This is a genomic window from Bacillus sp. Root920, assembly GCF_001429445.1.
In the GTDB taxonomy this organism is placed as follows: Bacteria; Bacillota; Bacilli; order Bacillales; family Bacillaceae; genus Bacillus; species Bacillus safensis.
Genome location: NZ_LMJV01000014.1, coordinates 28,508 through 53,666 on the forward strand (window position 1 = coordinate 28,508; position 25,159 = coordinate 53,666).

The window sequence follows — 25,159 nt, forward strand, 5'->3', positions numbered from 1 at the left end:
AGGAATAACAACATGCCTACAATTAATCAGCTAGTACGCAAAGGACGCGTGAGTAAAGTTGAAAACTCAAAGTCACCTGCACTTAACAAAGGATACAACAGTTTCAAAAAAGAGCACACTAACGTAACATCTCCACAGAAGCGCGGGGTTTGTACTCGTGTCGGTACAATGACACCGAAAAAACCAAACTCAGCACTACGTAAATATGCTCGTGTACGTTTGTCTAACCTGATTGAAGTAACAGCTTACATTCCTGGTATCGGACATAACCTACAAGAGCACAGTGTAGTACTTATCCGTGGCGGACGTGTAAAAGACTTACCGGGTGTACGTTACCACATCGTTCGTGGTGCGCTTGATACTGCCGGAGTTGACGGTCGTATGCAAGGACGTTCTAAATACGGAACAAAACGCCCTAAACAAAGCAAATAATACAAACAAACATAAGGGTTTTTAGAAGTTGATATCAGATCAGTGGAGTCAGATAACTGACAATGATATTGAGATGAGAGACAGATAGAAATCCTTTTAAAAGAGAAGGGAGGCTATTCAGATGCCACGTAAAGGTCCTGTAGCAAAAAGAGACGTATTGCCAGATCCAATTTACAATTCTAAACTTGTATCTCGTTTGATCAACAAAATGATGATCGACGGTAAAAGAGGAAAAGCACAAACAATTCTCTACAAGTCATTTGATATCATCAAAGAACGTACTGGTAATGAAGCGATGGAGGTTTTCGAACAAGCCTTGAAAAACATCATGCCAGTTCTTGAAGTTAAAGCACGTCGTGTAGGTGGAGCTAACTACCAAGTTCCTGTAGAAGTTCGCCCAGACCGTCGTACTACTTTAGGTCTTCGCTGGTTAGTAAACTACGCTCGTCTTCGTGGAGAAAAAACGATGGAAGAGCGTCTTGCTAACGAAATCCTTGACGCAGCTAACAACACTGGTGCTGCTGTTAAGAAACGTGAAGATACACACAAAATGGCAGAAGCGAACAAAGCATTCGCTCACTACCGCTGGTAGGATTTATACCAAACTAAAAAAACTATTCCCTAATGAGGAAGGAGAAATTACCCAATGGCAAGAGAGTTCTCCTTAGACAAAACTCGTAATATTGGTATCATGGCTCACATCGATGCCGGTAAAACGACAACGACTGAGCGTATCTTATACTACACTGGTCGTATCCATAAAATTGGTGAAACTCACGAAGGAGCTTCACAAATGGACTGGATGGAGCAGGAGCAAGAACGTGGTATTACAATCACTTCTGCTGCTACTACAGCACAATGGAAAGGTTACCGTGTAAACATCATCGATACACCAGGACACGTAGACTTCACTGTTGAAGTTGAACGTTCTTTACGTGTACTTGATGGTGCGGTTGCTGTTCTTGATGCACAATCAGGTGTAGAGCCACAAACTGAAACAGTTTGGCGCCAAGCAACAACTTACGGAGTACCTCGTATCGTATTCGTTAACAAAATGGATAAAACCGGTGCGGACTTCCTTTACTCTGTAAGCACATTAAGAGATCGTCTTCAAGCGAACGCTCATGCAATTCAATTGCCGATCGGCGCTGAAGATCAATTCGAAGGAATCATCGACCTTGTAGAAAACGTAGCATACTTCTACGAAGATGACCTTGGAACTCGCTCTGATGCTAAAGAAATCCCTGCTGAGTATAAAGACAAAGCTGAAGAGCTTCGCAGCAGCCTAATTGAAGCTGTCGCTGAGCTTGATGAAGAGCTTATGGAAAAATACCTTGAGGGTGAAGAAATCACAATTCCTGAATTGAAAGCTGCAATCCGTAAAGGAACATTGAATGTTGAATTCTACCCAGTTCTTGTTGGATCTGCTTTCAAAAACAAAGGTGTTCAGCTTGTACTTGACGCTGTGCTTGACTACCTTCCTGCACCAACTGATGTTGCTGCAATCAAAGGTATCCTGCCAGATTCAAATGAAGAGGTTGTTCGTGAGTCTACTGATGACGCACCATTCGCAGCTCTTGCATTTAAAGTTATGACTGACCCTTATGTTGGGAAACTAACTTTCTTCCGCGTATACTCTGGAACACTTGATTCTGGTTCATACGTGAAGAACTCTTCTAAGAACAAGCGTGAACGTGTTGGACGTATCCTTCAAATGCACGCAAACAGCCGTGAAGAAATCTCTACTGTATATGCAGGGGATATCGCAGCAGCTGTAGGTCTTAAAGATACTTCTACTGGTGACACTCTTTGTGACGAGAAAAATCTTGTTATCCTTGAGTCTATGGAATTCCCAGAGCCAGTAATCGATGTAGCTATCGAGCCTAAATCTAAGGCTGACCAAGATAAAATGAGTATCGCTTTAGCTAAACTAGCTGAAGAGGATCCAACATTCCGTACACAAACAAACCCTGAAACTGGTCAAACGATCATCTCTGGTATGGGTGAGCTTCACCTTGATATCATTGTTGACCGTATGAAGCGTGAGTTCAAGGTTGAAGCTAACGTAGGTGCTCCTCAGGTTGCGTACCGTGAAACATTCCGTTCTGGTGCAAAAGTTGAAGGTAAATTCGTACGTCAGTCTGGTGGACGCGGTCAGTTCGGACACGTTTGGATCGAGTTCGAACCAAACGAAGAAGGCGCAGGCTTCGAATTTGAAAATGCAATCGTCGGTGGGGTTGTTCCACGTGAATACATCCCAGCAATTCAAGCAGGTCTTGAAGATTCACTTGAAAATGGTGTATTAGCTGGATTCCCATTAATCGACATCAAAGCAAAATTATTTGATGGATCTTACCACGATGTTGACTCGAACGAAATGGCGTTCAAAATTGCTGCATCTATGGCATTGAAAAATGCTGTCAGCAAATGTAACCCAGTTCTACTTGAGCCAATGATGAAAGTGGAAGTCGTTATCCCTGAAGAATACATGGGAGACATCATGGGTGATATCACATCTCGTCGTGGACGTGTAGAAGGTATGGAAGCTCGCGGTAACGCTCAAGTTGTTCGCGCTATGGTTCCACTTTCTGAAATGTTCGGATATGCTACTGCACTCCGTTCTAACACACAAGGACGCGGTACTTTCACTATGCACATGGATCACTACGAAGAAGTGCCTAAGAGCATCAGTGAAGAAATCATCAAAAAAAATAAAGGTGAATAATTGATTTTGCCTTTAAACTAAAGTATAACTACTATTGAAGATCAGAAAGTGAGAGGTAACTCTTCACTTTCTATCACTCTATACCAAATACAATGAACCTTTAAGGAGGATTTTTAGAATGGCTAAAGAAAAATTCGACCGTTCCAAATCGCATGCTAACATTGGTACAATTGGACACGTTGACCATGGTAAAACAACTCTAACTGCTGCTATCTCAACAGTTCTTCATAAGAAATCTGGTAAAGGTACAGCTATGGCTTATGACCAAATCGATGGTGCTCCAGAAGAGCGCGAGCGTGGAATCACAATCTCAACTGCACACGTTGAGTATGAAACTGAAACTCGTCACTATGCACACGTAGACTGCCCAGGACACGCTGACTATGTTAAAAACATGATCACTGGTGCTGCTCAAATGGACGGCGCGATCTTAGTAGTATCTGCTGCTGATGGTCCAATGCCACAAACACGTGAGCACATCCTACTTTCTCGTAACGTAGGTGTACCATACATCGTAGTATTCCTTAACAAATGTGACATGGTTGACGATGAAGAGTTACTTGAACTTGTTGAAATGGAAGTTCGTGACCTTCTTTCTGACTATGACTTCCCTGGTGACGATGTACCAGTTATCAAAGGTTCTGCTCTTAAAGCTCTTGAAGGAGATGCTGATTACGAAGCAAAAATCTTTGAACTTATGGATGCGGTTGATGAGTACATCCCAACTCCAGAGCGTGACACTGAGAAGCCATTCATGATGCCAGTTGAGGACGTATTCTCAATCACTGGTCGTGGAACAGTTGCTACTGGTCGTGTTGAGCGTGGACAAGTTAAAGTCGGTGACGAAGTTGAAATCATCGGTCTTCAAGAAGAAAACGGTAAAACAACTGTTACAGGTGTTGAAATGTTCCGTAAACTTCTTGACTATGCTGAAGCTGGTGACAACATCGGTGCACTACTTCGTGGTGTATCTCGTGAAGATATCCAACGTGGTCAAGTACTTGCTAAACCAGGTACAATCACTCCACACAGCCGTTTCAAAGCTGAAGTTTATGTACTTTCTAAAGAAGAGGGTGGACGTCATACTCCATTCTTCGCTAACTACCGTCCGCAGTTCTACTTCCGTACAACTGACGTAACTGGTATCGTACATCTTCCAGAAGGTACTGAAATGGTAATGCCTGGCGATAACACTGAGATGGAAGTTGAACTTATCTCTACTATCGCTATCGAAGAAGGAACTCGTTTCTCTATCCGTGAGGGTGGACGTACTGTAGGTTCTGGTGTCGTTTCAACTATCGTTAAGTAATAAACATATAAAAGAGACTCCTTGCAAAAGGGTCTCTTTTTTTGCTTTTCCAGATCAGAACGGCTACTATAAGCTATAGAATCTAAATGGAACCGAGAGGATCGCTGGAATGGCAAAGACATATTTGAAAAAATGGTCGATCGGCGGAATTGACCAATGGATTAGGATGAAAGAAGATCAGACGAGTGAAACGAAGCCTGTACTTTTATTTCTACACGGTGGGCCCGGCTCAGCTCAAATCAGTTATATTGATTCCTTTCTCGAGGAACTTGATCAAGACTTTACAGTTGTCCATTGGGATCAGCGTGGCGCAGGACTTTCCTATCAAGAGAATCTTCCCGATGCATCGATGACCATTCAGCAATTTATTGAAGACACGATTGAATTGACAGAGAAGATCCTATCTTATCTAGGTCATTCAAAATTGTATATCGCAGGATACTCGTGGGGATCATTAATTGCCATACAAGCAGTACATAAGCGTCCGGATCTTTATCATGCTTATTATGGGATTAGTCAGGTAGTAGATGTGTTAAAGGAAGATATCGTATCGTACGAGCTCCTTTTGAAGAAATACCATCGCAATCGGCTGTTTGCTGGGTGTCTGCGATTACTGACACCGCCTCCATGGAAACGGACATCAGCTCATGCCTTGTTTTCTCTATATAAAGAGTTTGCGAGCGTAGGTCTCACACATAGATGGAAGCCGGTTTTTCAAATACTAAAAGGGTTTCTTTTTAGTAAGCAATATCAGCTGAAAGATAAATGGAAGTTCATAAAAGGGCAGAATTTTAGTCAAGACAAGTTATGGGATCAGCTAATGAATGAGAGTATTCAATACCGAGTTTCTACTATATTAATACCGTGCTACTTTCTCATTGGCGATCACGACATGATTACACCAGCTGCTGTATCAAAACCATATGTTGATCAATTAAAAGCACCAATCAAAGAATGGTTTACCTTTAAAGACTCTGCACATTCTCCGCATATCGAAGAGCCAGATGAATTTATACGTATCATAAGAAAGACTGCTATACATCATCTTCAGGGAAAGCTTGATTTATAGGCTGAATCCCTGTATAATATGAAAAGTGTGCAAATCATAAATTTATCCGATTTATTATTGCAACACGCAGGCCAATTTGGTACAATAGTGCATGTTGGTCTTTGACTGCGATGAAGTGAGAGGTTGCTGACACACCCGGCCGCTTTGCCATGGCGAGGTGATCAGGTTTTTCTCACGGAGAACTGTCTAACGTAAGTAGGCGAAAAGGAGGGAAAATAATGGCAAAACAAAAAATTCGTATTCGTTTAAAAGCATATGATCATAGAATTCTTGATCAATCTGCTGAGAAGATTGTTGAAACGGCTAAGCGTTCTGGTGCTAGTGTATCTGGTCCAATCCCGCTTCCAACTGAAAAATCAGTTTACACAATCCTTCGTGCGGTGCATAAGTACAAAGATTCTCGTGAGCAATTCGAGATGCGTACTCACAAACGTCTAATCGACATCGTGAATCCAACTCCGCAAACAGTTGATGCACTTATGCGTTTAGATTTACCATCTGGTGTAGATATCGAAATCAAACTTTAATTCAAATAGAAAACACATATTATAGGAGGTGTGACTAATGACCAAAGGAATCTTAGGTAGAAAAATTGGTATGACGCAAGTATTCGCAGAAAACGGTGATCTTATCCCTGTAACTGTTGTTGAGGCTGCTGCTAACGTTGTTCTTCAAAAGAAGACTGTTGACACGGATGGCTATGAAGCAATCCAAATCGGTTTTGATGATAAACGTGAAAAGCTTTCTAACAAACCAGAGAAAGGCCACGTTGCTAAAGCGGAAACTGCTCCTAAGCGCTTCGTAAAAGAATTACGCGGTGCGGAGTTAGATGCGTATGAAGTTGGTCAGGAAGTCAAAGTTGATATTTTCGCAAATGGAGATATCGTAGATGTAACAGGAACATCAAAAGGTAAAGGATTCCAAGGGGCTATCAAACGCCACGGACAATCACGCGGACCAATGACTCACGGTTCACGTTACCACCGTCGTCCTGGTTCAATGGGACCTGTTGATCCAAACCGTGTATTCAAAGGTAAACTTCTTCCAGGTCGTATGGGCGGAGAGCAAATCACTGTCCAAAACCTTGAGATCGTTAAAGTTGATGCAGAACGCAATCTTCTATTGATCAAAGGAAACGTACCAGGAGCTAAAAAATCTCTAGTAACTGTAAAGAGTGCAGTTAAATCTAAATAACTCTCTTAGGAAAGGAGGAAACAAGTCATGCCAAAAGTAGCATTATATAACCAAAACGGTTCTACTAACGGTGAAATCGAATTAAACGCTTCTGTGTTTGGAATCGAGCCAAACGAAAGCGTAGTATTCGATGCTATTCTTATGCAAAGAGCTTCCTTACGTCAAGGAACTCATAAAGTAAAAACTCGTTCTGAAGTACGTGGCGGAGGTCGTAAGCCTTGGAGACAGAAGGGTACAGGTCGTGCTCGTCAAGGTTCTATCCGTTCACCACAATGGCGCGGAGGCGGTATCGTATTCGGTCCAACACCACGCAGTTATTCTTATAAATTACCTAAAAAAGTTCGCCGCTTGGCTATCAAGTCAGTATTGTCTTCTAAAGTAATCGACAACAACATCATCGTTCTTGAAGATCTGACTCTTGATGCAGTGAAAACGAAAGAATTCGCAGGCATCCTTAAAGGATTATCTGTTGAGAAGAAAGCGTTGATCGTCACTGCGGATGCAAACGAAACAGTTGCTTTATCTGCTCGTAACATCCCTGGAGTAACAGTTGTTGAAGCTAACGGTATCAACGTTCTTGACGTTGTCAACCACGACAAACTTCTGATCACTAAAGCAGCGGTTGAAAAAGTAGAGGAGGGACTTGCATAATGAAAGATCCTCGTGATGTTCTAAAGCGCCCTATCATTACTGAACGTTCTGCTGATCTAATGACAGAGAAGAAGTACACGTTCGAAGTTGATGTCAGAGCTAACAAAACAGAAGTGAAAGACGCTGTTGAAGAAATCTTTGGAGTGAAAGTTGAGAAAGTCAACGTTCAAAACTACAAAGGAAAATCAAAACGCGTTGGACGCTACACTGGTATGACTAGCCGTCGCAGAAAAGCGATCGTGAAATTAACTGCTGACAGCAAAGAAATCGAAATTTTTGAAGCGTAAATCTTAAAAAGAAGGAGGGAAATTCAAAATGGCGATTAAAAAGTATAAACCAACCAGTAATGGTCGTCGTGGCATGACTACTTCAGATTTTGCTGAAATCACGACTGACAAACCAGAAAAATCGTTGCTTGCACCGCTACACAAAAAAGGCGGACGTAACAACCAAGGTAGATTGACTGTTCGTCATCAAGGTGGCGGTCACAAACGTCAATACCGTATCATCGACTTTAAGCGTGATAAAGACGGTATACCTGGACGCGTTGCTACAATCGAGTATGATCCAAACCGTTCAGCTAACATCGCTCTTGTAAACTATGCAGATGGTGAGAAACGTTACATTCTTGCTCCGAAAGGAATCCAAGTTGGTACTGAAGTTACTTCTGGACCAGAAGCTGACATCAAACCAGGTAATGCTCTTCCACTTATCAACATCCCAGTTGGTACAGTTGTGCATAACATTGAATTAAAACCAGGTAAAGGTGGACAATTAGTTCGTTCTGCTGGTACTTCTGCTCAAGTTCTAGGTAAAGAAGGTAAATACGTTCTTGTACGTTTGAACTCAGGAGAAGTTCGCATGATTCTTTCTGCTTGCCGTGCGACTATCGGTCAAGTTGGAAACGAGCAACACGAATTAATCAACATCGGTAAAGCTGGACGTTCTCGCTGGAAAGGCGTACGCCCAACAGTTCGTGGTTCTGTAATGAACCCTAACGATCACCCACACGGTGGTGGTGAAGGACGCGCTCCAATCGGACGTAAATCACCAATGTCTCCATGGGGTAAACCGACTCTTGGATTCAAGACTCGTAAGAAAACCAACAAGTCTGATAAATTCATTGTACGTCGTCGTAAAAACAAGTAACGGGGTTGTCTACGGTTCATTTAGGACCGTAGTTCAATCACGAAGGGAGGTTCCACAATGGCTCGCAGCTTAAAAAAAGGACCATTTGTTGATGATCATTTGATGGCTAAAGTCGAGAAATTGAATGAAACTGACAAAAAGCAAGTCGTAAAAACTTGGTCTCGTCGTTCTACAATTTTCCCACAATTCATCGGTCACACAATCGCTGTCTATGACGGACGCAAACATGTACCTGTTTTCATTTCTGAAGATATGGTAGGTCACAAATTGGGCGAATTCGCACCAAGCCGTACTTACAAAGGTCATGCTAGTGACGATAAAAAAACAAGACGCTAATGAGAGGAGGCTTTTAAATGCAAGCTAAAGCTGTCGCAAGAACAGTCCGTATTGCTCCTCGTAAAGCACGTCTAGTAATGGACCTGATCCGAGGTAAGCAAGTAGGAGAAGCAGTTTCTATCTTAAACCTTACACCTAAGGCTGCTTCACCAATTATTGAAAAAGTATTAAAATCTGCTATCGCAAACGCTGAGCACAACTACGAGTTGGACGCTAACAGCCTAGTGATTACTCAAGCATTCGTTGACGAAGGTCCAACACTTAAGAGATTCCGTCCACGTGCTATGGGTCGTGCGAGCGCAATTAACAAACGTACTAGCCACATTACAATCGTTGTATCAGAAAAGAAGGAGGGATAATCCGTGGGTCAAAAGGTAAATCCAGTAGGTCTTCGTATTGGCGTCATTCGTGATTGGGAATCTAAATGGTTCGCAGGAAAAGATTACGCTGACTTCTTACATGAAGACTTGAAAATCCGTGAATTCATCAGCAAGCGTTTGTCTGACGCGTCTGTTTCTAAAGTAGAAATCGAACGTGCTGCAAACCGCGTAAATATCACAATCCACACGGCTAAACCAGGTATGGTAATTGGTAAAGGCGGATCTGAAGTTGAAGCACTTCGTAAAGCTCTTAACAGCCTAACTGGCAAACGTGTACACATCAATATTCTTGAAATCAAGAGAGCAGATCTTGATGCTCAGCTAGTTGCTGAAAACATCGCTCGTCAACTTGAAAACCGTATTTCATTCCGTCGTGCACAAAAACAAACAATCCAACGCACAATGCGTGCTGGAGCACAAGGAATCAAAACAATGGTTTCTGGTCGTCTTGGCGGTGCAGATATTGCTCGTTCTGAATATTACAGTGAAGGTACTGTTCCATTGCACACACTTCGTGCTGACATCGACTATGCTACTGCTGAAGCTGACACTACTTATGGTAAGCTTGGCGTAAAAGTATGGATCTATCGTGGAGAAGTCCTTCCAACTAAGAAGAATACTGCGGAAGGAGGAAAATAATATGTTATTGCCAAAACGCGTGAAGTATCGCAGAGAACATCGTGGAAAAATGCGTGGTCGTGCAAAAGGCGGTACTGAAGTACATTTCGGTGAGTACGGTATCCAGGCTCTTGAAGCTTCTTGGATCACAAACCGTCAAATCGAAGCTGCTCGTATTGCTATGACTCGTTACATGAAACGTGGCGGTAAAGTTTGGATTAAAATTTTCCCTTCTAAGCCATACACAGCTAAACCTCTAGAGGTCCGCATGGGTTCCGGTAAAGGTGCTCCAGAAGGATGGGTAGCTGTAGTAAAACCGGGCAAAGTTTTATTTGAAATTTCTGGTGTGTCTGAAGAAGTTGCTCGTGAAGCTCTTCGTCTTGCATCTCACAAATTGCCAATTAAAACGAAGTTCGTAAAACGTGAAGAAATTGGTGGTGAATCAAATGAAAGCTAATGAAATTCGTGACCTTACCACTGCTGAAATTGAACAAAAAGTAAAGTCTCTTAAAGAAGAACTTTTCAATCTTCGTTTCCAATTAGCGACTGGGCAGCTTGAAAACACTGCTCGCATTCGTGAAGTGCGTAAATCAATCGCACGCATGAAAACTGTGATTCGTCAAAGAGAAATCGCTGCTAATAAATAATAATTAGAGGGGAGGCCCCGCAAACATGAGCGAACGTAACCAACGTAAAGTGTATCAAGGTCGTGTTGTTTCTGACAAAATGGATAAAACCATCACTGTTGTAGTTGAAACATACAAAAAGCATTCACTTTATGGCAAACGTGTAAGATACTCTAAAAAGTTCAAAGCACATGATGAAAACAACCAAGCAAAAATCGGAGACATCGTAAAGGTCATGGAAACTCGTCCTTTATCTGCGACTAAACGCTTTCGTCTAGTTGAAGTTGTCGAAGAAGCCGTTATTATCTAATAAAGTTCGGATTTCTTTTTCCGAAAGGAGGTAACATTAATGATTCAACAGGAGACTCGTTTAAAAGTAGCTGACAACTCTGGCGCACGCGAAGTACTAACGATTAAAGTTCTTGGTGGCTCTGGACGTAAAACGGCTAACATCGGTGATGTCATTGTTTGTACGGTTAAACAAGCAACACCTGGAGGCGTTGTCAAAAAAGGTGAAGTTGTGAAAGCAGTTATCGTTCGTACTAAGAGCGGAGCTCGCAGAAACGATGGATCTTACATCAGTTTCGATGAAAATGCATGTGTCATCATCCGTGACGACAAGAGCCCACGTGGAACTCGTATCTTCGGACCAGTAGCACGTGAACTTCGTGAAAACAACTATATGAAAATTGTTTCTCTAGCACCAGAAGTACTTTAATGAATACAATCCGCGACTCAAGGAGGTGCGATTAAATGCATGTTAAAAAGGGCGATAAAGTAGTGGTTATCTCTGGTAAAGATAAAGGTAAACAAGGTGTCATCCTTGCTGCTTTCCCTAAAAAGGAACGTGTTTTAGTAGAAGGTATTAACCTTGTGAAAAAACACTCTAAACCAACCCAAGCTAACCCTCAAGGCGGAATTTCTGAACAAGAAGCGCCGATCCACGTATCAAACGTAATGCCGCTTGATCCTAAAACGGGTGAAGTGACACGTGTTGGGTATAAAGTTGAGGACGGAAAGAAAGTCCGTGTAGCGAAAAAATCTGGGCAAGTTCTAGATAAATAGTAAATAAGGAAGGGAGGTCTTTCTCATGAACCGCCTTAAAGAAAAGTATGTAAAAGAAATTACACCTGCATTAGTTTCTAAATTTGAATACACTTCAGTAATGCAAGTGCCAAAAATCGAAAAAATCGTGATCAACATGGGTGTTGGTGACGCCGTTCAAAACGCTAAAGCAATCGATACTGCTGTTGAAGAATTAACGTTTATCGCTGGTCAAAAACCTGTCGTTACTCGTGCGAAGAAGTCTATTGCTGGATTCCGTCTACGTGAAGGAATGCCAATCGGTGCGAAAGTAACACTTCGCGGAGAGCGCATGTATGATTTCCTTGATAAACTTATTTCTGTGTCTTTACCACGTGTACGTGACTTCCGCGGGATTTCTAAGAAATCTTTCGACGGTCGTGGAAACTACACGCTTGGTATTAAAGAACAGTTAATCTTCCCAGAAATTGATTACGATAAAGTAACAAAGGTCCGCGGTATGGATATCGTTATCGTTACTACTGCCAATACGGACGAAGAAGCACGTGAGTTATTAACTCAAGTAGGTATGCCGTTCCAGAAATAATCAATGAAAGGGAGGCGAAATCGTGGCTAAAAAGTCTATGATTGCGAAACAACAACGCAAACAAAAGTTTAAAGTTCAAGAGTATACGCGCTGCGAACGTTGTGGACGTCCACATTCAGTTATTCGTAAGTTTAAACTTTGCCGTATTTGTTTCCGCGAACTTGCATATAAAGGACAAATTCCTGGCGTTAAAAAAGCCAGCTGGTAATCCCCATAAATGGGAAGGAGGTTATTAAATAATGGTTATGACAGATCCGATTGCAGATTTGCTGACTCGTATTCGCAATGCGAACATGGTACGTCATGAGAAGCTAGAAGTACCGGCTTCAAAAATCAAAAGAGAAATTGCTGAAATCTTAAAGCGTGAAGGTTTTATCCGTGACGTTGAGTACGTCGAAGACAGCAAACAAGGAATTATCCGTTTGTTCCTTAAATACGGCCAAAACAACGAACGTGTTATCACTGGTCTTAAAAGAATCAGTAAACCTGGTTTACGCGTATATGCGAAATCAAATGAAGTACCACGTGTACTTAACGGACTTGGAATCGCAATTATTTCTACATCACAAGGTGTTTTATCGGACAAAGAAGCCCGTGCTAAACAAGCTGGTGGAGAAGTACTTGCTTACGTATGGTAAAAAAAGTTTAAGATGAATGGAGGTGCTTGGTATGTCTCGTATAGGTAAAAAACTAATCGAGATCCCTTCAGGAGTAACTGTGACAAACAACGATAACACAGTGACAGTAAAGGGACCAAAAGGTGAACTAACTCGTGCATTTCACCCTGATATGGAAATTAAAATTGAGGACAACGTCTTAACTGTAAGCCGTCCGTCTGAAAATAAAGAACACCGTGCATTACATGGTACAACACGTAGCTTGATTGCAAACATGGTTGAAGGTGTATCTAAAGGTTTCGAAAGAGGTTTAGAACTTATCGGTGTCGGTTACCGTGCAGCTAAATCTGGAAACAAACTTGTTCTTAACGTTGGATACTCTCATCCAGTTGAAATCGTTCCTGAGGCTGGAGTTGAAATCGAAGTTCCATCTCAAACGAAAGTAATCATTAAAGGTATCGATAAAGAGCGTGTAGGAGCTCTAGCTTCTAACATCCGCGCTGTCCGTGCTCCAGAGCCTTACAAAGGTAAAGGAATTCGTTACGAAGGTGAATTCGTTCGCCGTAAAGAAGGAAAAACTGGTAAGTAAGATCGCTTAAAGTGAAGAAAGGAGTGACTCGGATGATTACGAAAACTAGCAAAAACGCTACTCGTCTTAAAAGACATGCTCGTGTTCGTGCGAAACTTTCAGGTACTGCTGAAAGACCTCGCCTTAACGTTTTCCGTTCTAACAAGAATATCTACGCTCAAGTAATTGATGATGTTAACGGTGTAACACTTGTAAGTGCTTCTACTCTTGATAAAGAGTTAAAGATCGAGAATAGTTCTGACACTGCAGCTGCTACGAAAGTTGGCGAACTTGTTGCAAAACGTGCTGTTGAAAAAGGAATCTCTAACGTGGTATTTGACCGCGGAGGATACCTATATCATGGACGTGTAAAAGCTCTAGCTGAAGCTGCTCGTGAGGCTGGACTTAAATTTTAATAAAAGAAGGAGGGACACATCCGAATGAGTCGTATTGACCCAAGCAAATTAGAGTTAGAAGAACGCTTAGTTACGGTTAACCGCGTAGCGAAAGTTGTTAAAGGTGGACGTCGTTTCCGTTTTGCAGCTTTAGTTGTTGTCGGTGACAAAAACGGTCATGTAGGTTTCGGTACTGGTAAAGCACAAGAAGTACCAGAAGCGATACGCAAAGCTGTTGAAGATGCGAAAAAGAATTTAATTGAAGTACCAATGGTTGGAACTACAATTCCACATGAAATCATCGGTCGATTCGGTGCAGGAAACGTTCTATTGAAGCCTGCTTCAGAAGGTACAGGAGTTATCGCTGGAGGCCCAGTGCGTGCGGTACTTGAGCTTGCTGGTCTAGCTGATATCCTTTCTAAATCTCTAGGTTCTAATACACCGATCAACATGATCCGCGCAACACTTCAAGGTTTAAGTGAGCTTAAACGTGCTGAAGATGTAGCGAAGCTTCGTGGAAAATCTGTAGAAGACCTGTTAGGATAAGGAGGGAACAATAATGGCAAATAAATTAGAAATTACCCTCAAACGCAGTGTAATCGGTCGCCCTGAAGATCAGCGTGTCACTGTTCGTACTCTTGGTCTTAAGAAAACAAACCAAACAGTCGTACATGAAGACAATGCAGCGATCCGCGGCATGATTAACAAGGTGTCTCATTTAGTTTCTGTTAAAGAACAATAAAACATTTTTAATCGATAAGGAGGTGCCCAAATGAAACTTCATGAATTGAAGCCTTCAGAAGGTTCACGTAAAGTACGCAACCGTGTTGGTCGTGGTATTGGATCAGGTAACGGTAAAACTTCTGGTAAAGGTCATAAAGGTCAAAACGCTCGTTCTGGCGGCGGTGTACGCCCTGGTTTCGAAGGTGGTCAGATGCCTTTATTCCAACGCCTTCCAAAACGTGGTTTTACAAACATCAACCGTAAAGATTACGCGGTAATCAACTTAGACAGATTAAACAGTTTTGACGAAGGAACGGAAGTAACTCCTGAACTTCTTCTAGAGACTGGTGCAATAAGCAAGTTAAAAGCAGGAGTAAAAATTCTTGGCAACGGTAAATTAGAAAAAAAATTAACTGTAAAAGCCAATAAATTCTCTGCTTCTGCGAAAGAAGCGATTGAAGCTGCTGGCGGTACAGCCGAGGTGATCTAACTTGTTTAAGACAATCTCCAATTTTATGCGCGTGAAAGATATACGGAATAAGATTATATTCACACTTTTAATGTTAGTCGTCTTTCGTATAGGTGCTTTCATCCCTGTGCCTAATGTGAACGCCGATGTTCTCCAGGCACAGGATCAAATGAGTGTTTTCGGAATCCTCAACACGTTTGGGGGCGGGGCACTTTTCCAATTCTCCATTCTTGCAATGGGGATTATGCCGTATATCACTGCTTCGATCATCATTCAGCTCTTGCAGATGGATGTTGTGCCGAAGTTTACTGAGTGGTCAAAGCAAGGAGAGGTTGGCCGCCGAAAATTAGCACAATTCACAAGGTATTTTACAATTGTTCTAGGATTTATCCAGGCGCTGGGAATGTCATATGGATTCAACAATATGGCAGGAGGCATGCTGATTGAAAACCCTGGTGTTTCAACGTATCTCTTAATTGCGGTCGTACTCACTGCGGGAACAGCATTTTTAATGTGGCTGGGTGAGCAGATTACTGCTCACGGTGTTGGTAATGGTATTTCGATTATTATCTTTGCCGGTATCATCGCTGGTATCCCTCAAACATTAAAACAAGTGTACGCTCAACAATTTGTAGGTGGAGATGGACAGCTGTTCATGCAAATCCTTAAAATTGCCCTTATTGTCATTGCCATTCTTGTCATTGTTATCGGTGTTATTTACATTCAAATGGCAGTGAGAAAGATTGCAATTCAATATTCAAAGGGAACTGGCCGTGCACAAATGTCTGCTAGTCAAGCAACGCACCTTCCATTGAAAGTGAATCCAGCAGGGGTGATTCCAGTCATCTTTGCCGTTTCTTTCATTATTACTCCGCAGACGATCGCATCGTTCTTCGGAACCAATAATGTGACAACTTGGATAACCAACAACTTTGACTATACTAAGCCAATCGGTATGACGATTTATGTAGCGCTGATTGTTGCTTTCACATATTTTTATGCCTTTGTCCAAGTCAATCCTGAACAAATGGCTGAAAATCTGCAAAAGCAGGGTGGCTATATCCCGGGAGTTCGTCCAGGGAAAATGACTCAAGATAGAATTACGAGCATTTTGTACCGACTCACGTTTGTGGGCGCCATTTTCTTAGCCGTGATTTCAATACTTCCTATCTTTTTCATTCAATTCGCTGGATTACCTTCCGCTGCACAAATTGGCGGCACAAGTCTTCTCATTGTTGTAGGTGTTGCACTTGAAACAATGAAACAGCTTGAAAGCCAATTAGTGAAACGAAATTACCGTGGATTTATGAAATAAAACAGAGGGCTGGGCAGCTGCCCAACCTCTCTAAGTAAGGAAGGGGAAATCCGAAATGAACTTAGTCTTAATGGGGCTTCCGGGTGCTGGTAAAGGCACTCAGGCAGAACGAATTGTTGATGATTATGGGATCCCTCATATCTCAACAGGAGATATGTTCCGCGCTGCTATGAAAGAGGAGACACAACTTGGGCTCGAAGCAAAATCCTTTATCGATAAAGGAGAGCTTGTTCCTGATGAGGTCACAATCGGTATTGTTAGAGAAAGACTTGGCAAAAATGATTGTGAACAAGGTTTTCTTCTGGACGGATTTCCGCGAACAGTCGCTCAGGCTGAAGCTTTAGAAGAAATTCTAAAGGACCTTGGCAGAACGATTGATTATGTCATTAATATTAAAGTCGATAAAGATGCTTTGATGGAGCGTCTGACTGGCCGAAGAATTTGCAAAAATTGCGGAGCAACATATCATTTAGTATTCAATCCACCTGCGAAAGAAAATGTTTGCGACAAGTGCGGAGGCGAGCTTTATCAACGTGCAGATGATAATGCAGAAACCGTTTCGACTAGACTTGAAGTAAACTTAAAGCAGACTGAACCTTTACTGAACTTCTATTCAGAAAAAGGATATCTTGCAAACATTGATGGTGCGAAGCACATTAACGATGTATATGCAGATATTAAGGACCTGCTTGGAGGATTAAATAAATGATTATCTGTAAAACTCCTCGCGAGCTTGAGATTATGAGAGAAGCTGGACGTATTGTCGCACTGACTCATGAAGAGCTGAAGAAACACATAAAACCAGGTATTTCGACAAAAGAATTGGATCAAATTGCCGAACGTTTTATTACAAAGCAGGGTGCAATCCCATCTTTTAAAGGGTATAATGGTTTTCGCGGGAGCATTTGCGTTTCGGTGAATGAAGAACTCGTTCACGGTATTCCTGGTAAACGGGTTTTACGTGATGGTGACATCATTAGTATCGATATTGGCGCAAAGTTAAATGGCTATCATGGTGACTCTGCTTGGACTTATCCAGTTGGGGTAATCAGTGATGAAGACCGCAAACTACTGGAAGTCACAGAGGAATCTCTATATAAAGGCTTACAGGAAGCAAAGCCAGGCGAACGTCTGTCGAACATTTCCCATGCCATACAAACGTATGTTGAAAATGAGAATTTTTCAGTTGTTAGAGAATATGTTGGACATGGGGTCGGACAGGATCTTCATGAGGACCCTCAAATTCCTCATTATGGTCCGCCCAACAAAGGCCCGCGGCTAAAACCTGGAATGGTGTTGGCCATCGAACCGATGGTGAACGCAGGCAGCCGATATGTGAAAACATTGGCTGATAACTGGACGGTTGTAACGGTTGATGGGAAAAAGTGTGCTCACTTTGAGCATACGATTGCGATTACAGATACAGGTTTTGATATACTGACTAAGATTTAGGTCTTCACTGAAGCCTTTCAGGCCCAAATCGGGCAGGTTGTCTGTATAGTCCAAAGAAAGAACAAGATCAGTATACAGGTGTCATCGGCATATTCGTTGACTGCCATGTACTAATCGCAGACGGAGAAAAGCGTAAATTTCATTCTCCTAAGAAAAAATATCAATCATATAACCTTTTATGATTGCGTATCTCCGGAAGTTCAGAACAGTATATTCAAAACAGGTCGGGTGATAGATGAACAATTGAGAGATTCTCATTTGGACATTTGTCAGAGAGCAAGTTACTGATTTGAAGAAGGGAGAACACTTGAATGGCGAAAGACGATGTAATTGAAGTGGAAGGTACTGTAGCAGAAACTTTGCCAAACGCAATGTTCAAAGTTGAACTAGAGAATGGTCATACAGTTTTGGCTCATGTATCAGGAAAAATCCGTATGCACTTCATTCGCATTTTACCTGGAGACAAAGTTACGGTAGAATTATCTCCATATGACTTAACTCGTGGTAGAATTACGTACCGTTACAAATAAAGCAACTCCGGAAGAAGGAGGTTGGAAACACATGAAAGTGAGACCATCTGTTAAACCTATCTGTGAAAAATGTAAAGTGATTCGCAGAAAAGGAAAAGTAATGGTGATCTGTGAAAACCCAAAACATAAACAAAAACAAGGCTAATAACAAGGAGGTGCCCAAATCATGGCTCGTATTGCTGGTGTAGATATTCCACGTGATAAGCGTGTTGTCATTTCTTTAACATATGTTTTTGGAATTGGTCGTACGACTGCGCAACAAGTCCTTAAAGAAGCAGGTGTTTCTGAAGACACTCGCGTTCGCGATCTAACTGAAGACGAACTTGGTAAAATCCGTGATATCATTGACAAACTTAAAGTAGAAGGTGACCTTCGTCGTGAAGTTTCACTTAACATTAAGCGTCTAATTGAAATCGGAAGCTACCGCGGAATCCGTCATCGTAGAGGACTTCCTGTTCGTGGACAAAACACAAAAAACAACGCGCGTACTCGTAAAGGTCCGCGTCGTACTGTAGCTAACAAGAAAAAATAAGTAAAGGAGGTAGTTAAAGAATGGCTGCTGCTCGTAAACAAAATACGCGTAAACGTCGCGTGAAAAAGAATATTGAAGCTGGAATCGCTCATATCCGTTCCACTTTCAACAACACGATTGTAACGATTACTGATGTTCATGGAAACGCAATTTCTTGGTCAAGTGCTGGTGCATTAGGATTCAGAGGTTCTCGTAAATCTACTCCTTTCGCTGCACAAATGGCTGCTGAAACAGCTGCTAAAGGTTCTATCGAACACGGTCTTAAAACACTTGAAGTAACTGTTAAAGGTCCTGGTTCTGGTCGTGAAGCTGCAATTCGTGCACTTCAAGCTGCAGGTCTTGAAGTTACTGCAATTAGAGACGTAACTCCAGTTCCTCATAACGGATGCCGTCCACCAAAACGTCGCCGCGTGTAATTTGTTTGTATAGATTTTGTGTCCCTGTCAATAATGGGTTATGATACAGTTATTTATGAGACGAATACACGACTCGTTGCCTGAGCACATACGGGACTAAACAATGAGGAATTTCGGATGGAATCTCATATGATTCTATTCGAGGTTTCGACGTTTTGAAGGAGGGTTTTATTAGATGATCGAAATTGAAAAACCAAAAATCGAAACGGTTGAAATCAGCGACGATGCCAAGTATGGCAAGTTTGTCGTAGAGCCACTTGAGCGTGGATATGGTACCACTTTAGGGAACTCCCTTCGTCGTATCCTTTTATCCTCACTTCCTGGTGCAGCTGTAACATCGATCCAGATAGATGGTGTCTTACACGAATTCTCAACGATCGAAGGCGTGGTTGAAGATGTTACAACGATTATCTTAAACATTAAAAAGCTTGCACTCAAAATCTACTCTGAAGAAGAGAAGACGCTTGAAATTGATGTACAAGATGAAGGTACTGTAACAGCTGCTGATATTACACACGACAGCGATATTGAAATCTTAAATCCAGATCTTCACATCGCAACTCTTGGCAAGAATGCGAGCTTCCGTGTTCGCTTAACTGCACAAAGAGGTCGCGGGTATAATCCTGCTGATGCAAACAAAAGAGACGATCAGCCAATCGGTGTGATTCCGATCGACTCAATCTATACACCTGTATCTCGTGTGACTTATCAAGTGGAGAACACCCGTGTTGGGCAAATCACAAACTATGATAAATTAACACTAGATGTATGGACTGATGGAAGCACAGGACCGAAAGAAGCGATCGCTCTAGGTTCTAAGATTTTAACTGAACACCTGAATATTTTCGTTGGGTTAACTGACGAAGCTCAGCATGCTGAAATCATGGTTGAGAAAGAAGAAGACCAAAAAGAAAAAGTGCTTGAAATGACAATTGAAGAGCTTGATCTTTCTGTTCGTTCTTACAACTGTTTGAAGCGTGCGGGTATTAACACTGTTCAAGAGCTTGCTAACAAGACAGAAGAGGATATGATGAAAGTTCGTAACCTTGGACGTAAATCTCTTGAAGAAGTGAAAGCGAAACTAGAAGAACTTGGACTGGGTCTTCGTAAAGACGATTGACTAGTTTCATTGTGAACTAGGATTTTCGTGTGTTTTTTATTCATACAGCATCTCTAATTAAGGAGGGGACATCACATGGCATACAGAAAGCTAGGACGCACTAGTGCACAACGTAAAGCAATGCTTCGTGACCTAACGACTGATTTGATCATCAACGAACGCATCGAAACAACTGAAACACGTGCGAAAGAACTTCGCTCTGTAGTTGAAAAAATGATCACTCTTGGCAAACGCGGAGATCTTCATGCTCGCCGTCAAGCTGCAGCTTACATTCGTAATGAAGTAGCTAACGCTGAAACAAACCAAGATGCACTTCAAAAATTATTCGCTGACGTTGCAACTCGCTACGAAGATCGCCAAGGTGGATACACTCGTATCATGAAGCTTGGACCTCGTCGCGGCGATGGCGCACCAATGGCTGTCATTGAATTAGTTTAATCACATATCGTGTATCTAAGAAAGGGCGGGACAGTTCATAACTGGATCTATGCCCTTTTTTAGGTACTACGGCTTTTTTAGGAATAAGCAAAGAAGAGGTTGAGCTGAGAGGAGGTCCGGTAGAGATGGGGAAGACATTAATTGACGTAAAAGACATTGTATTTCGTTATCACAAGGATGCGGACAAGCCCGCTTTAGATCAAGTGTCACTGCATGTGAATCAAAATGAATGGCTCGCCATTGTTGGTCATAACGGTTCAGGTAAATCCACACTTGCCCGTGTGCTGAATGGGCTCATTTTACCGGATGCTGGTACGGTCAAGGTTGGAGAGATTGAGCTCAAAGAAGAAAGTGTTTGGGATATTCGCAAAAAGGTAGGAATGGTCTTTCAAAACCCAGATAACCAATTTGTGGGCTCAACGGTTCGTGATGATGTGGCTTTTGGTTTAGAAAATAACGGGGTTGAGCGGGAATTGATGATAGAACGTGTAGATTGGGCTGTCAAACAGGTCAATATGCAGGAGTTTCTTGATCAAGAGCCGCACCATCTATCAGGCGGGCAGAAGCAGAGAGTCGCCATTGCAGGTGTGCTTGCCGCAAGCCCTGACATCATGATCTTGGATGAAGCAACATCAATGCTTGATCCGATTGGCCGTGAAGAAGTGTTAGAGACTGTTAGACTATTGAAGGAACAAGGAACGGTCACAGTCATTTCCATCACACATGATTTAGACGAGGCTGCCAAGGCAGACCGCGTCATTGTGATGAATGGCGGGAAGAAATTTGCCGAGGGAACGCCAGAGGAAGTATTTGAACTAGATGAACAGCTGGTTCAGATTGGACTTGATCTGCCATTCTCCTATCGATTGAGCAAGCAATTGAAGCAGCAAGGTGTGCCGCTTGCAAATGCCCATTTGACACAAGAAGGATTGGTGAAAGAGCTATGGACATTACGATCAAAGAATTAGAGCATCGTTATCAAATGAAAACGCCGTTTGAGCGTCTCGCTTTGTATGATGTCAATGCTTCCATCAAAGAGGGCAGCTATGTCGCTGTCATTGGTCATACGGGCTCTGGTAAGTCTACATTGCTGCAGCATTTAAATGGATTGCTCAAACCAACGAAGGGGAGCATTGCGCTTGGAGAGACAATTTTACAAGCCAATAAAAAGCAGAAGGATATGAAACCCCTCCGGAAAAAGGTAGGCATCGTGTTTCAGTTTCCTGAGCATCAGCTCTTTGAGGAAACCATCCTCAAGGATATCTGCTTTGGTCCAATGAACTTCGGTGTTCCTCAAGAGAAGGCAGAAGCGAAGGCGAAGGAGATGCTGAAACTGGTTGGTCTTCCTGAATCTCTATTATCTCGATCTCCCTTTGAACTAAGCGGCGGTCAAATGAGACGTGTGGCGATTGCAGGCGTTTTAGCGATGGAGCCAGAAGTGCTTGTGCTTGATGAGCCGACTGCTGGGCTGGATCCACGCGGGCGGAAGGAAATTATGGACATGTTCTATGACCTTCATCAAAAGGCAAACCTCACCACGATCCTGGTCACACACAGTATGGAGGATGCCGCTCATTATGCGGATCAAATGATTGTGATGCATAAAGGAACAGTGAAGGCGACAGGCACGCCGAGAGAGTTGTTTGCCAATCGTACAGACATGTCTTCGTTTGGTCTCGACCTCCCGGAAACGATTAAATTCCAGCAGACTGTAGAAGAAAAGCTTGGTATTACGTTTCCAAGGCCGCTTCTGACCATGGATGAAATGGCAGAAGCCTTAACAGCTCTTTATCAGGAGGACACGACATCATGATGGATAGTATGATTATCGGCAAATATGTGCCAGGCTCATCCTTTGTCCATCGTCTTGATCCAAGGACAAAGCTGTTATCAATTTTCTTTTTCGTCTTTATCGTCTTTTTTGCTAATAATTACATCACTTACGGGCTTTTAGGTGTCTTTACCATCCTTGTGGTGATGGTTTCTCAGGTGCCGCTATACTTTATTCTCAAGGGAATGAAGCCGATCCTATGGATTGTCCTGTTTACCTTTATTCTGCATATTTTCATGACAAAGGATGGCTCCTTGCTATTCCACTTGGGTTTTCTGAATATTTATGAAGAAGGTCTAAAGCAGGGAATCTTCATTTCACTCCGTTTTGTCTATCTCATTATGATGACGACACTTCTTACGTTAACCACAACGCCTATAGAAGTGACAGACGGGATGGAGAAGCTGCTGCACCCGTTCCGTAAAATCAAACTGCCTGTTCATGAACTTGCTCTCATGATGTCCATCTCTCTTCGGTTTATTCCGACGTTATTAGAAGAGACAGACAAAATCATGAAGGCACAAATGGCACGAGGCGTTGATTTTACAAGCGGACCTTTAAAGGATCGCCTGAAAGCTATCGTTCCTTTGCTTGTTCCGCTTTTCGTCAGTGCGTTTAAGCGTGCAGAGGAACTGGCGACCGCGATGGAAGCGAGAGGCTACCGCGGGGGAGAAGGACGGACGAAATATCGTCAGCTTGTCTGGGGCATGAAGGACACGTTCACGCTGCTTCTATTCATCCTGTTAACAGCACTCCTTGTGCTGCTTAGAAATTAGGTGATTCCTAGATGAAGGTCAAATGTACCGTATCCTACGATGGGACACATTTTAAAGGCTATCAGGTGCAGCCAGGGCAGCGAACCGTTCAGACGGAGATAGAGTCTGCCCTTGCAAGAATGCATAAACAGGATGAACTGATTCCGATTGTGGCTTCCGGCCGGACGGACAGTGGTGTCCATGCAAAGGGACAGGTCATCCATTTTGAGACCCCGCTTTCGATCCCGATGGAGAGATGGCCTTTTGCCCTCAACAGCATGCTGCCGGATGATATCCGTGTTCTAAAGGCTGAGGAGGTCGATGATTCGTTTCATGCCAGATTTGGTGTTGTTTCGAAGGAGTACCGTTATAAGGTCTCAACGGAAACACACCAAAATGTATTCACGAGACAGTATGCCTGCCACTATCCTTACCGGCTGGATATCGATAAAATGAGAGAAGCCGCTGAGCACCTGGTTGGGACACATGACTTTACAAGCTTTTGTGCGGCCAATACAGAGGTTCAGGACAAGGTGAGGGTTATTTATGCCCTCGAGTGGAAAAACGTCTCAGACGGGCTTGAAATGCGTGTGAGAGGGAATGGTTTTTTATACAACATGGTGCGGATTATCGCTGGAACATTGCTTGAAATCGGTTCTGGTAAATTTCACCCTGAGGAGATAAAAGCCATGCTTGCCGCCCGAAATCGCGAAGCGGCAGGCAAGACTGCGCCTAGTCACGGACTGTATTTATGGGAAGTTTTCTATGACAACTAAACCAGGTGTAACATGTTCTTGACACAGGAAGCAGAAAGTTATAAGATATCATATGGTATGTATTTCAACCCCACAAATAAGCCCCGGAAGACTTATCTGTGTTTTGAAATAGAACGTAGCATTTGATTCAAGGAAAATTCATTGATTTATTTAGGAGGGAAACTCATGCGTACAACACCAATGGCGAACGCAAGCACAATTGAGCGCAAATGGCTAGTTGTTGATGCGGCAGGCAAGACACTAGGTCGTCTTTCTACTGAAGTAGCATCACTTTTGCGCGGTAAGCACAAACCAACTTATACACCACACGTTGATACAGGTGATCATGTGATCATCATCAATGCTGAGAAAATCGAATTAACTGGTAAGAAATTGACGGACAAAATTTACTACCGTCACACGATGCACCCAGGTGGTTTGAAACAAAGAACTGCTCTTGAGATGCGTACAAACTACCCTGAAAAAATGTTGGAGCTTGCTATCAAAGGTATGCTTCCAAAGGGTCCACTAGGTCGTCAAATGTTCAAAAAATTAAATGTGTACCGTGGTTCTGAGCATCCACATCAAGCACAACAACCTGAAGTTTACGAACTTCGCGGTTAATTATAAGGGAGGTTAACAATTTGGCACAGGTTCAATATTACGGTACAGGTCGTCGTAAAAGTTCTGTAGCGCGCGTTCGCTTAGTTCCAGGTGAAGGCCGTATCGTCGTTAATAATCGTGAAATTACTGAATACATTCCATTCGCTGCTTTAATCGAAGACGTGAAACAGCCTTTGAACATCACAGAAACAGCTAACAGCTACGATGTTCTTGTAAATGTTCACGGTGGTGGATTCTCTGGTCAAGCTGGAGCAATTCGTCACGGTATCTCTCGTGCTCTTCTAGAAGTAGATCCTGAGTACCGTACACCACTTAAACGTGCTGGACTTCTTACTCGTGACTCTCGTATGAAAGAGCGTAAGAAATACGGTCTTAAAGGCGCTCGTCGCGCACCTCAGTTCTCAAAACGTTAATTTGGTTCAAAATGCAAACCCCACAATCACTATGGTTGTGGGGTTTGTTCATTATTAAAGACTTGTGAAAACCCATAAAATTTTCTT

41 protein-coding genes and 1 pseudogene are annotated in these 25,159 nt (G+C 42.6%); all 42 read left to right on the plus strand.

Translation table 11 applies throughout. The features are described from left to right. Nucleotides 1-12 precede the first annotated feature (12 nt). Complete coding sequence (gene rpsL / locus ASE42_RS18210) at nucleotides 13-432, plus strand: 30S ribosomal protein S12 (RefSeq protein ID WP_008356518.1); 420 nt, start codon at nucleotides 13-15, stop codon at nucleotides 430-432. A gap of 121 nt (nucleotides 433-553) precedes the next feature. Then, nucleotides 554-1,024 carry a 30S ribosomal protein S7 gene (gene rpsG / locus ASE42_RS18215; RefSeq protein ID WP_008356520.1) on the plus strand — a complete coding sequence of 157 codons (471 nt, stop codon included), beginning with the start codon at nucleotides 554-556 and terminating at the stop codon, nucleotides 1,022-1,024. Between the two features lie 54 nt (nucleotides 1,025-1,078). Next, nucleotides 1,079-3,157: an elongation factor G gene (gene fusA / locus ASE42_RS18220; RefSeq protein ID WP_024425594.1), complete on the plus strand. Its 2,079-nt coding sequence runs from the start codon at nucleotides 1,079-1,081 to the stop codon at nucleotides 3,155-3,157. 118 nt (nucleotides 3,158-3,275) lie between these two features. Further along, on the plus strand, nucleotides 3,276-4,466 hold the full coding sequence (gene tuf / locus ASE42_RS18225; protein ID WP_024425595.1) for an elongation factor Tu: 1,191 nt from the start codon (nucleotides 3,276-3,278) through the stop codon (nucleotides 4,464-4,466). Nucleotides 4,467-4,575: 109 nt separating this feature from the next. Then, nucleotides 4,576-5,535 (plus strand): alpha/beta fold hydrolase, encoded by a 960-nt coding sequence (locus ASE42_RS18230; protein WP_056768519.1) that lies wholly within the window; start codon nucleotides 4,576-4,578, stop codon nucleotides 5,533-5,535. A 218-nt stretch (nucleotides 5,536-5,753) separates the two neighbouring features. After that, nucleotides 5,754-6,062 carry a 30S ribosomal protein S10 gene (rpsJ, locus tag ASE42_RS18235; RefSeq protein WP_003156464.1) on the plus strand — a complete coding sequence of 103 codons (309 nt, stop codon included), beginning with the start codon at nucleotides 5,754-5,756 and terminating at the stop codon, nucleotides 6,060-6,062. Nucleotides 6,063-6,099: 37 nt separating this feature from the next. Continuing rightward, a complete protein-coding gene (gene rplC / locus ASE42_RS18240; protein WP_024425597.1) occupies nucleotides 6,100-6,729 on the plus strand; it encodes a 50S ribosomal protein L3 in 630 nt (209 codons plus the stop codon). 27 nt (nucleotides 6,730-6,756) lie between these two features. Beyond that, nucleotides 6,757-7,380: a 50S ribosomal protein L4 gene (rplD, locus tag ASE42_RS18245; RefSeq protein WP_024425598.1), complete on the plus strand. Its 624-nt coding sequence runs from the start codon at nucleotides 6,757-6,759 to the stop codon at nucleotides 7,378-7,380. Further along, on the plus strand, nucleotides 7,380-7,667 hold the full coding sequence (gene rplW, locus ASE42_RS18250; RefSeq protein ID WP_003217016.1) for a 50S ribosomal protein L23: 288 nt from the start codon (nucleotides 7,380-7,382) through the stop codon (nucleotides 7,665-7,667). Before rplD ends, rplW begins: the two co-directional genes overlap by 1 nt. A 28-nt stretch (nucleotides 7,668-7,695) precedes the next feature. Further along, nucleotides 7,696-8,529, plus strand: a complete 834-nt coding sequence (gene rplB, locus ASE42_RS18255) for a 50S ribosomal protein L2 (protein WP_024425599.1) — start codon at nucleotides 7,696-7,698, stop codon at nucleotides 8,527-8,529. A 57-nt stretch (nucleotides 8,530-8,586) separates the two neighbouring features. After that, nucleotides 8,587-8,865: a 30S ribosomal protein S19 gene (gene rpsS / locus ASE42_RS18260; RefSeq protein WP_003216920.1), complete on the plus strand. Its 279-nt coding sequence runs from the start codon at nucleotides 8,587-8,589 to the stop codon at nucleotides 8,863-8,865. Nucleotides 8,866-8,882: 17 nt separating this feature from the next. After that, nucleotides 8,883-9,224, plus strand: a complete 342-nt coding sequence (gene rplV / locus ASE42_RS18265; protein ID WP_007496316.1) for a 50S ribosomal protein L22 — start codon at nucleotides 8,883-8,885, stop codon at nucleotides 9,222-9,224. Between the two features lie 3 nt (nucleotides 9,225-9,227). Continuing rightward, a complete protein-coding gene (gene rpsC / locus ASE42_RS18270; protein WP_003217241.1) occupies nucleotides 9,228-9,884 on the plus strand; it encodes a 30S ribosomal protein S3 in 657 nt (218 codons plus the stop codon). A 1-nt stretch (nucleotide 9,885) separates the two neighbouring features. Then, nucleotides 9,886-10,320 carry a 50S ribosomal protein L16 gene (gene rplP / locus ASE42_RS18275; protein WP_003156478.1) on the plus strand — a complete coding sequence of 145 codons (435 nt, stop codon included), beginning with the start codon at nucleotides 9,886-9,888 and terminating at the stop codon, nucleotides 10,318-10,320. After that, nucleotides 10,310-10,510 carry a 50S ribosomal protein L29 gene (gene rpmC, locus ASE42_RS18280; protein WP_003217155.1) on the plus strand — a complete coding sequence of 67 codons (201 nt, stop codon included), beginning with the start codon at nucleotides 10,310-10,312 and terminating at the stop codon, nucleotides 10,508-10,510. Before rplP ends, rpmC begins: the two co-directional genes overlap by 11 nt. Nucleotides 10,511-10,535: 25 nt before the next feature. Beyond that, a complete protein-coding gene (gene rpsQ, locus ASE42_RS18285) occupies nucleotides 10,536-10,799 on the plus strand; it encodes a 30S ribosomal protein S17 (RefSeq protein WP_003216906.1) in 264 nt (87 codons plus the stop codon). 39 nt (nucleotides 10,800-10,838) lie between these two features. Beyond that, a complete protein-coding gene (rplN, locus tag ASE42_RS18290) occupies nucleotides 10,839-11,207 on the plus strand; it encodes a 50S ribosomal protein L14 (protein ID WP_003216882.1) in 369 nt (122 codons plus the stop codon). A 35-nt stretch (nucleotides 11,208-11,242) separates the two neighbouring features. Then, entirely contained in the window at nucleotides 11,243-11,554 is a 312-nt protein-coding gene (gene rplX, locus ASE42_RS18295) for a 50S ribosomal protein L24 (protein WP_008356538.1), read from the plus strand. A 25-nt stretch (nucleotides 11,555-11,579) separates the two neighbouring features. Further along, nucleotides 11,580-12,119: a 50S ribosomal protein L5 gene (gene rplE / locus ASE42_RS18300; RefSeq protein WP_024425600.1), complete on the plus strand. Its 540-nt coding sequence runs from the start codon at nucleotides 11,580-11,582 to the stop codon at nucleotides 12,117-12,119. Between the two features lie 22 nt (nucleotides 12,120-12,141). Continuing rightward, nucleotides 12,142-12,327: a 30S ribosomal protein S14 gene (rpsN, locus tag ASE42_RS18305; RefSeq protein ID WP_008356542.1), complete on the plus strand. Its 186-nt coding sequence runs from the start codon at nucleotides 12,142-12,144 to the stop codon at nucleotides 12,325-12,327. A 31-nt stretch (nucleotides 12,328-12,358) separates the two neighbouring features. Further along, complete coding sequence (gene rpsH, locus ASE42_RS18310; RefSeq protein WP_007496327.1) at nucleotides 12,359-12,757, plus strand: 30S ribosomal protein S8; 399 nt, start codon at nucleotides 12,359-12,361, stop codon at nucleotides 12,755-12,757. Between the two features lie 31 nt (nucleotides 12,758-12,788). Beyond that, a complete protein-coding gene (rplF, locus tag ASE42_RS18315) occupies nucleotides 12,789-13,325 on the plus strand; it encodes a 50S ribosomal protein L6 (protein ID WP_024425602.1) in 537 nt (178 codons plus the stop codon). 32 nt (nucleotides 13,326-13,357) lie between these two features. Next, nucleotides 13,358-13,720 (plus strand): 50S ribosomal protein L18, encoded by a 363-nt coding sequence (rplR, locus tag ASE42_RS18320; protein WP_008356544.1) that lies wholly within the window; start codon nucleotides 13,358-13,360, stop codon nucleotides 13,718-13,720. Between the two features lie 24 nt (nucleotides 13,721-13,744). Next, nucleotides 13,745-14,245, plus strand: a complete 501-nt coding sequence (rpsE, locus tag ASE42_RS18325) for a 30S ribosomal protein S5 (RefSeq protein WP_007496332.1) — start codon at nucleotides 13,745-13,747, stop codon at nucleotides 14,243-14,245. Nucleotides 14,246-14,258: 13 nt separating this feature from the next. Next, nucleotides 14,259-14,441 carry a 50S ribosomal protein L30 gene (rpmD, locus tag ASE42_RS18330; protein ID WP_003217067.1) on the plus strand — a complete coding sequence of 61 codons (183 nt, stop codon included), beginning with the start codon at nucleotides 14,259-14,261 and terminating at the stop codon, nucleotides 14,439-14,441. 30 nt (nucleotides 14,442-14,471) lie between these two features. After that, nucleotides 14,472-14,912: a 50S ribosomal protein L15 gene (rplO, locus tag ASE42_RS18335; protein ID WP_003216888.1), complete on the plus strand. Its 441-nt coding sequence runs from the start codon at nucleotides 14,472-14,474 to the stop codon at nucleotides 14,910-14,912. 1 nt (nucleotide 14,913) lies between these two features. Beyond that, nucleotides 14,914-16,206, plus strand: coding sequence for a preprotein translocase subunit SecY (secY, locus tag ASE42_RS18340; protein ID WP_024425603.1), 1,293 nt, complete (start codon nucleotides 14,914-14,916; stop codon nucleotides 16,204-16,206). A 55-nt stretch (nucleotides 16,207-16,261) separates the two neighbouring features. Then, nucleotides 16,262-16,915 carry an adenylate kinase gene (locus ASE42_RS18345; protein ID WP_024425604.1) on the plus strand — a complete coding sequence of 218 codons (654 nt, stop codon included), beginning with the start codon at nucleotides 16,262-16,264 and terminating at the stop codon, nucleotides 16,913-16,915. After that, nucleotides 16,912-17,658, plus strand: coding sequence for a type I methionyl aminopeptidase (map, locus tag ASE42_RS18350; RefSeq protein WP_003217210.1), 747 nt, complete (start codon nucleotides 16,912-16,914; stop codon nucleotides 17,656-17,658). The genes ASE42_RS18345 and map overlap by 4 nt, the downstream gene beginning before the upstream one ends. Before the next feature lie 27 nt (nucleotides 17,659-17,685). After that, nucleotides 17,686-17,992, plus strand: a pseudogene (locus tag ASE42_RS19315) (RNA-binding protein). After that, the gene (gene infA / locus ASE42_RS18355) at nucleotides 17,970-18,188 is read left to right on the plus strand and encodes a translation initiation factor IF-1 (protein WP_003217190.1); all 219 of its coding nucleotides are present in this window, start codon (nucleotides 17,970-17,972) and stop codon (nucleotides 18,186-18,188) included. The pseudogene ASE42_RS19315 and the gene infA overlap by 23 nt, the downstream one beginning before the upstream one ends. A gap of 31 nt (nucleotides 18,189-18,219) precedes the next feature. Continuing rightward, nucleotides 18,220-18,333: a 50S ribosomal protein L36 gene (gene rpmJ, locus ASE42_RS18360; RefSeq protein WP_003156543.1), complete on the plus strand. Its 114-nt coding sequence runs from the start codon at nucleotides 18,220-18,222 to the stop codon at nucleotides 18,331-18,333. 21 nt (nucleotides 18,334-18,354) lie between these two features. Then, nucleotides 18,355-18,720 carry a 30S ribosomal protein S13 gene (gene rpsM / locus ASE42_RS18365; RefSeq protein WP_003217023.1) on the plus strand — a complete coding sequence of 122 codons (366 nt, stop codon included), beginning with the start codon at nucleotides 18,355-18,357 and terminating at the stop codon, nucleotides 18,718-18,720. A 20-nt stretch (nucleotides 18,721-18,740) separates the two neighbouring features. Then, nucleotides 18,741-19,136, plus strand: coding sequence for a 30S ribosomal protein S11 (gene rpsK, locus ASE42_RS18370; RefSeq protein ID WP_003217231.1), 396 nt, complete (start codon nucleotides 18,741-18,743; stop codon nucleotides 19,134-19,136). A gap of 175 nt (nucleotides 19,137-19,311) precedes the next feature. Then, a complete protein-coding gene (locus ASE42_RS18375; protein WP_003217009.1) occupies nucleotides 19,312-20,256 on the plus strand; it encodes a DNA-directed RNA polymerase subunit alpha in 945 nt (314 codons plus the stop codon). Between the two features lie 75 nt (nucleotides 20,257-20,331). Beyond that, nucleotides 20,332-20,694 (plus strand): 50S ribosomal protein L17, encoded by a 363-nt coding sequence (gene rplQ / locus ASE42_RS18380; RefSeq protein ID WP_003216944.1) that lies wholly within the window; start codon nucleotides 20,332-20,334, stop codon nucleotides 20,692-20,694. 125 nt (nucleotides 20,695-20,819) lie between these two features. Beyond that, nucleotides 20,820-21,662 (plus strand): energy-coupling factor ABC transporter ATP-binding protein, encoded by an 843-nt coding sequence (locus ASE42_RS18385; protein ID WP_008356549.1) that lies wholly within the window; start codon nucleotides 20,820-20,822, stop codon nucleotides 21,660-21,662. After that, complete coding sequence (locus ASE42_RS18390) at nucleotides 21,638-22,507, plus strand: energy-coupling factor ABC transporter ATP-binding protein (RefSeq protein ID WP_024425606.1); 870 nt, start codon at nucleotides 21,638-21,640, stop codon at nucleotides 22,505-22,507. Before ASE42_RS18385 ends, ASE42_RS18390 begins: the two co-directional genes overlap by 25 nt. After that, nucleotides 22,504-23,301, plus strand: a complete 798-nt coding sequence (locus ASE42_RS18395) for an energy-coupling factor transporter transmembrane component T family protein (RefSeq protein WP_041105669.1) — start codon at nucleotides 22,504-22,506, stop codon at nucleotides 23,299-23,301. Before ASE42_RS18390 ends, ASE42_RS18395 begins: the two co-directional genes overlap by 4 nt. 11 nt (nucleotides 23,302-23,312) lie before the next feature. After that, a complete protein-coding gene (gene truA, locus ASE42_RS18400) occupies nucleotides 23,313-24,056 on the plus strand; it encodes a tRNA pseudouridine(38-40) synthase TruA (RefSeq protein ID WP_041105676.1) in 744 nt (247 codons plus the stop codon). 165 nt (nucleotides 24,057-24,221) lie between these two features. Further along, nucleotides 24,222-24,659 (plus strand): 50S ribosomal protein L13, encoded by a 438-nt coding sequence (gene rplM, locus ASE42_RS18405; RefSeq protein WP_003217042.1) that lies wholly within the window; start codon nucleotides 24,222-24,224, stop codon nucleotides 24,657-24,659. A 20-nt stretch (nucleotides 24,660-24,679) separates the two neighbouring features. Further along, nucleotides 24,680-25,072, plus strand: a complete 393-nt coding sequence (rpsI, locus tag ASE42_RS18410) for a 30S ribosomal protein S9 (RefSeq protein ID WP_007496354.1) — start codon at nucleotides 24,680-24,682, stop codon at nucleotides 25,070-25,072. The last annotated feature ends 87 nt before the right edge of the window (nucleotides 25,073-25,159 follow it).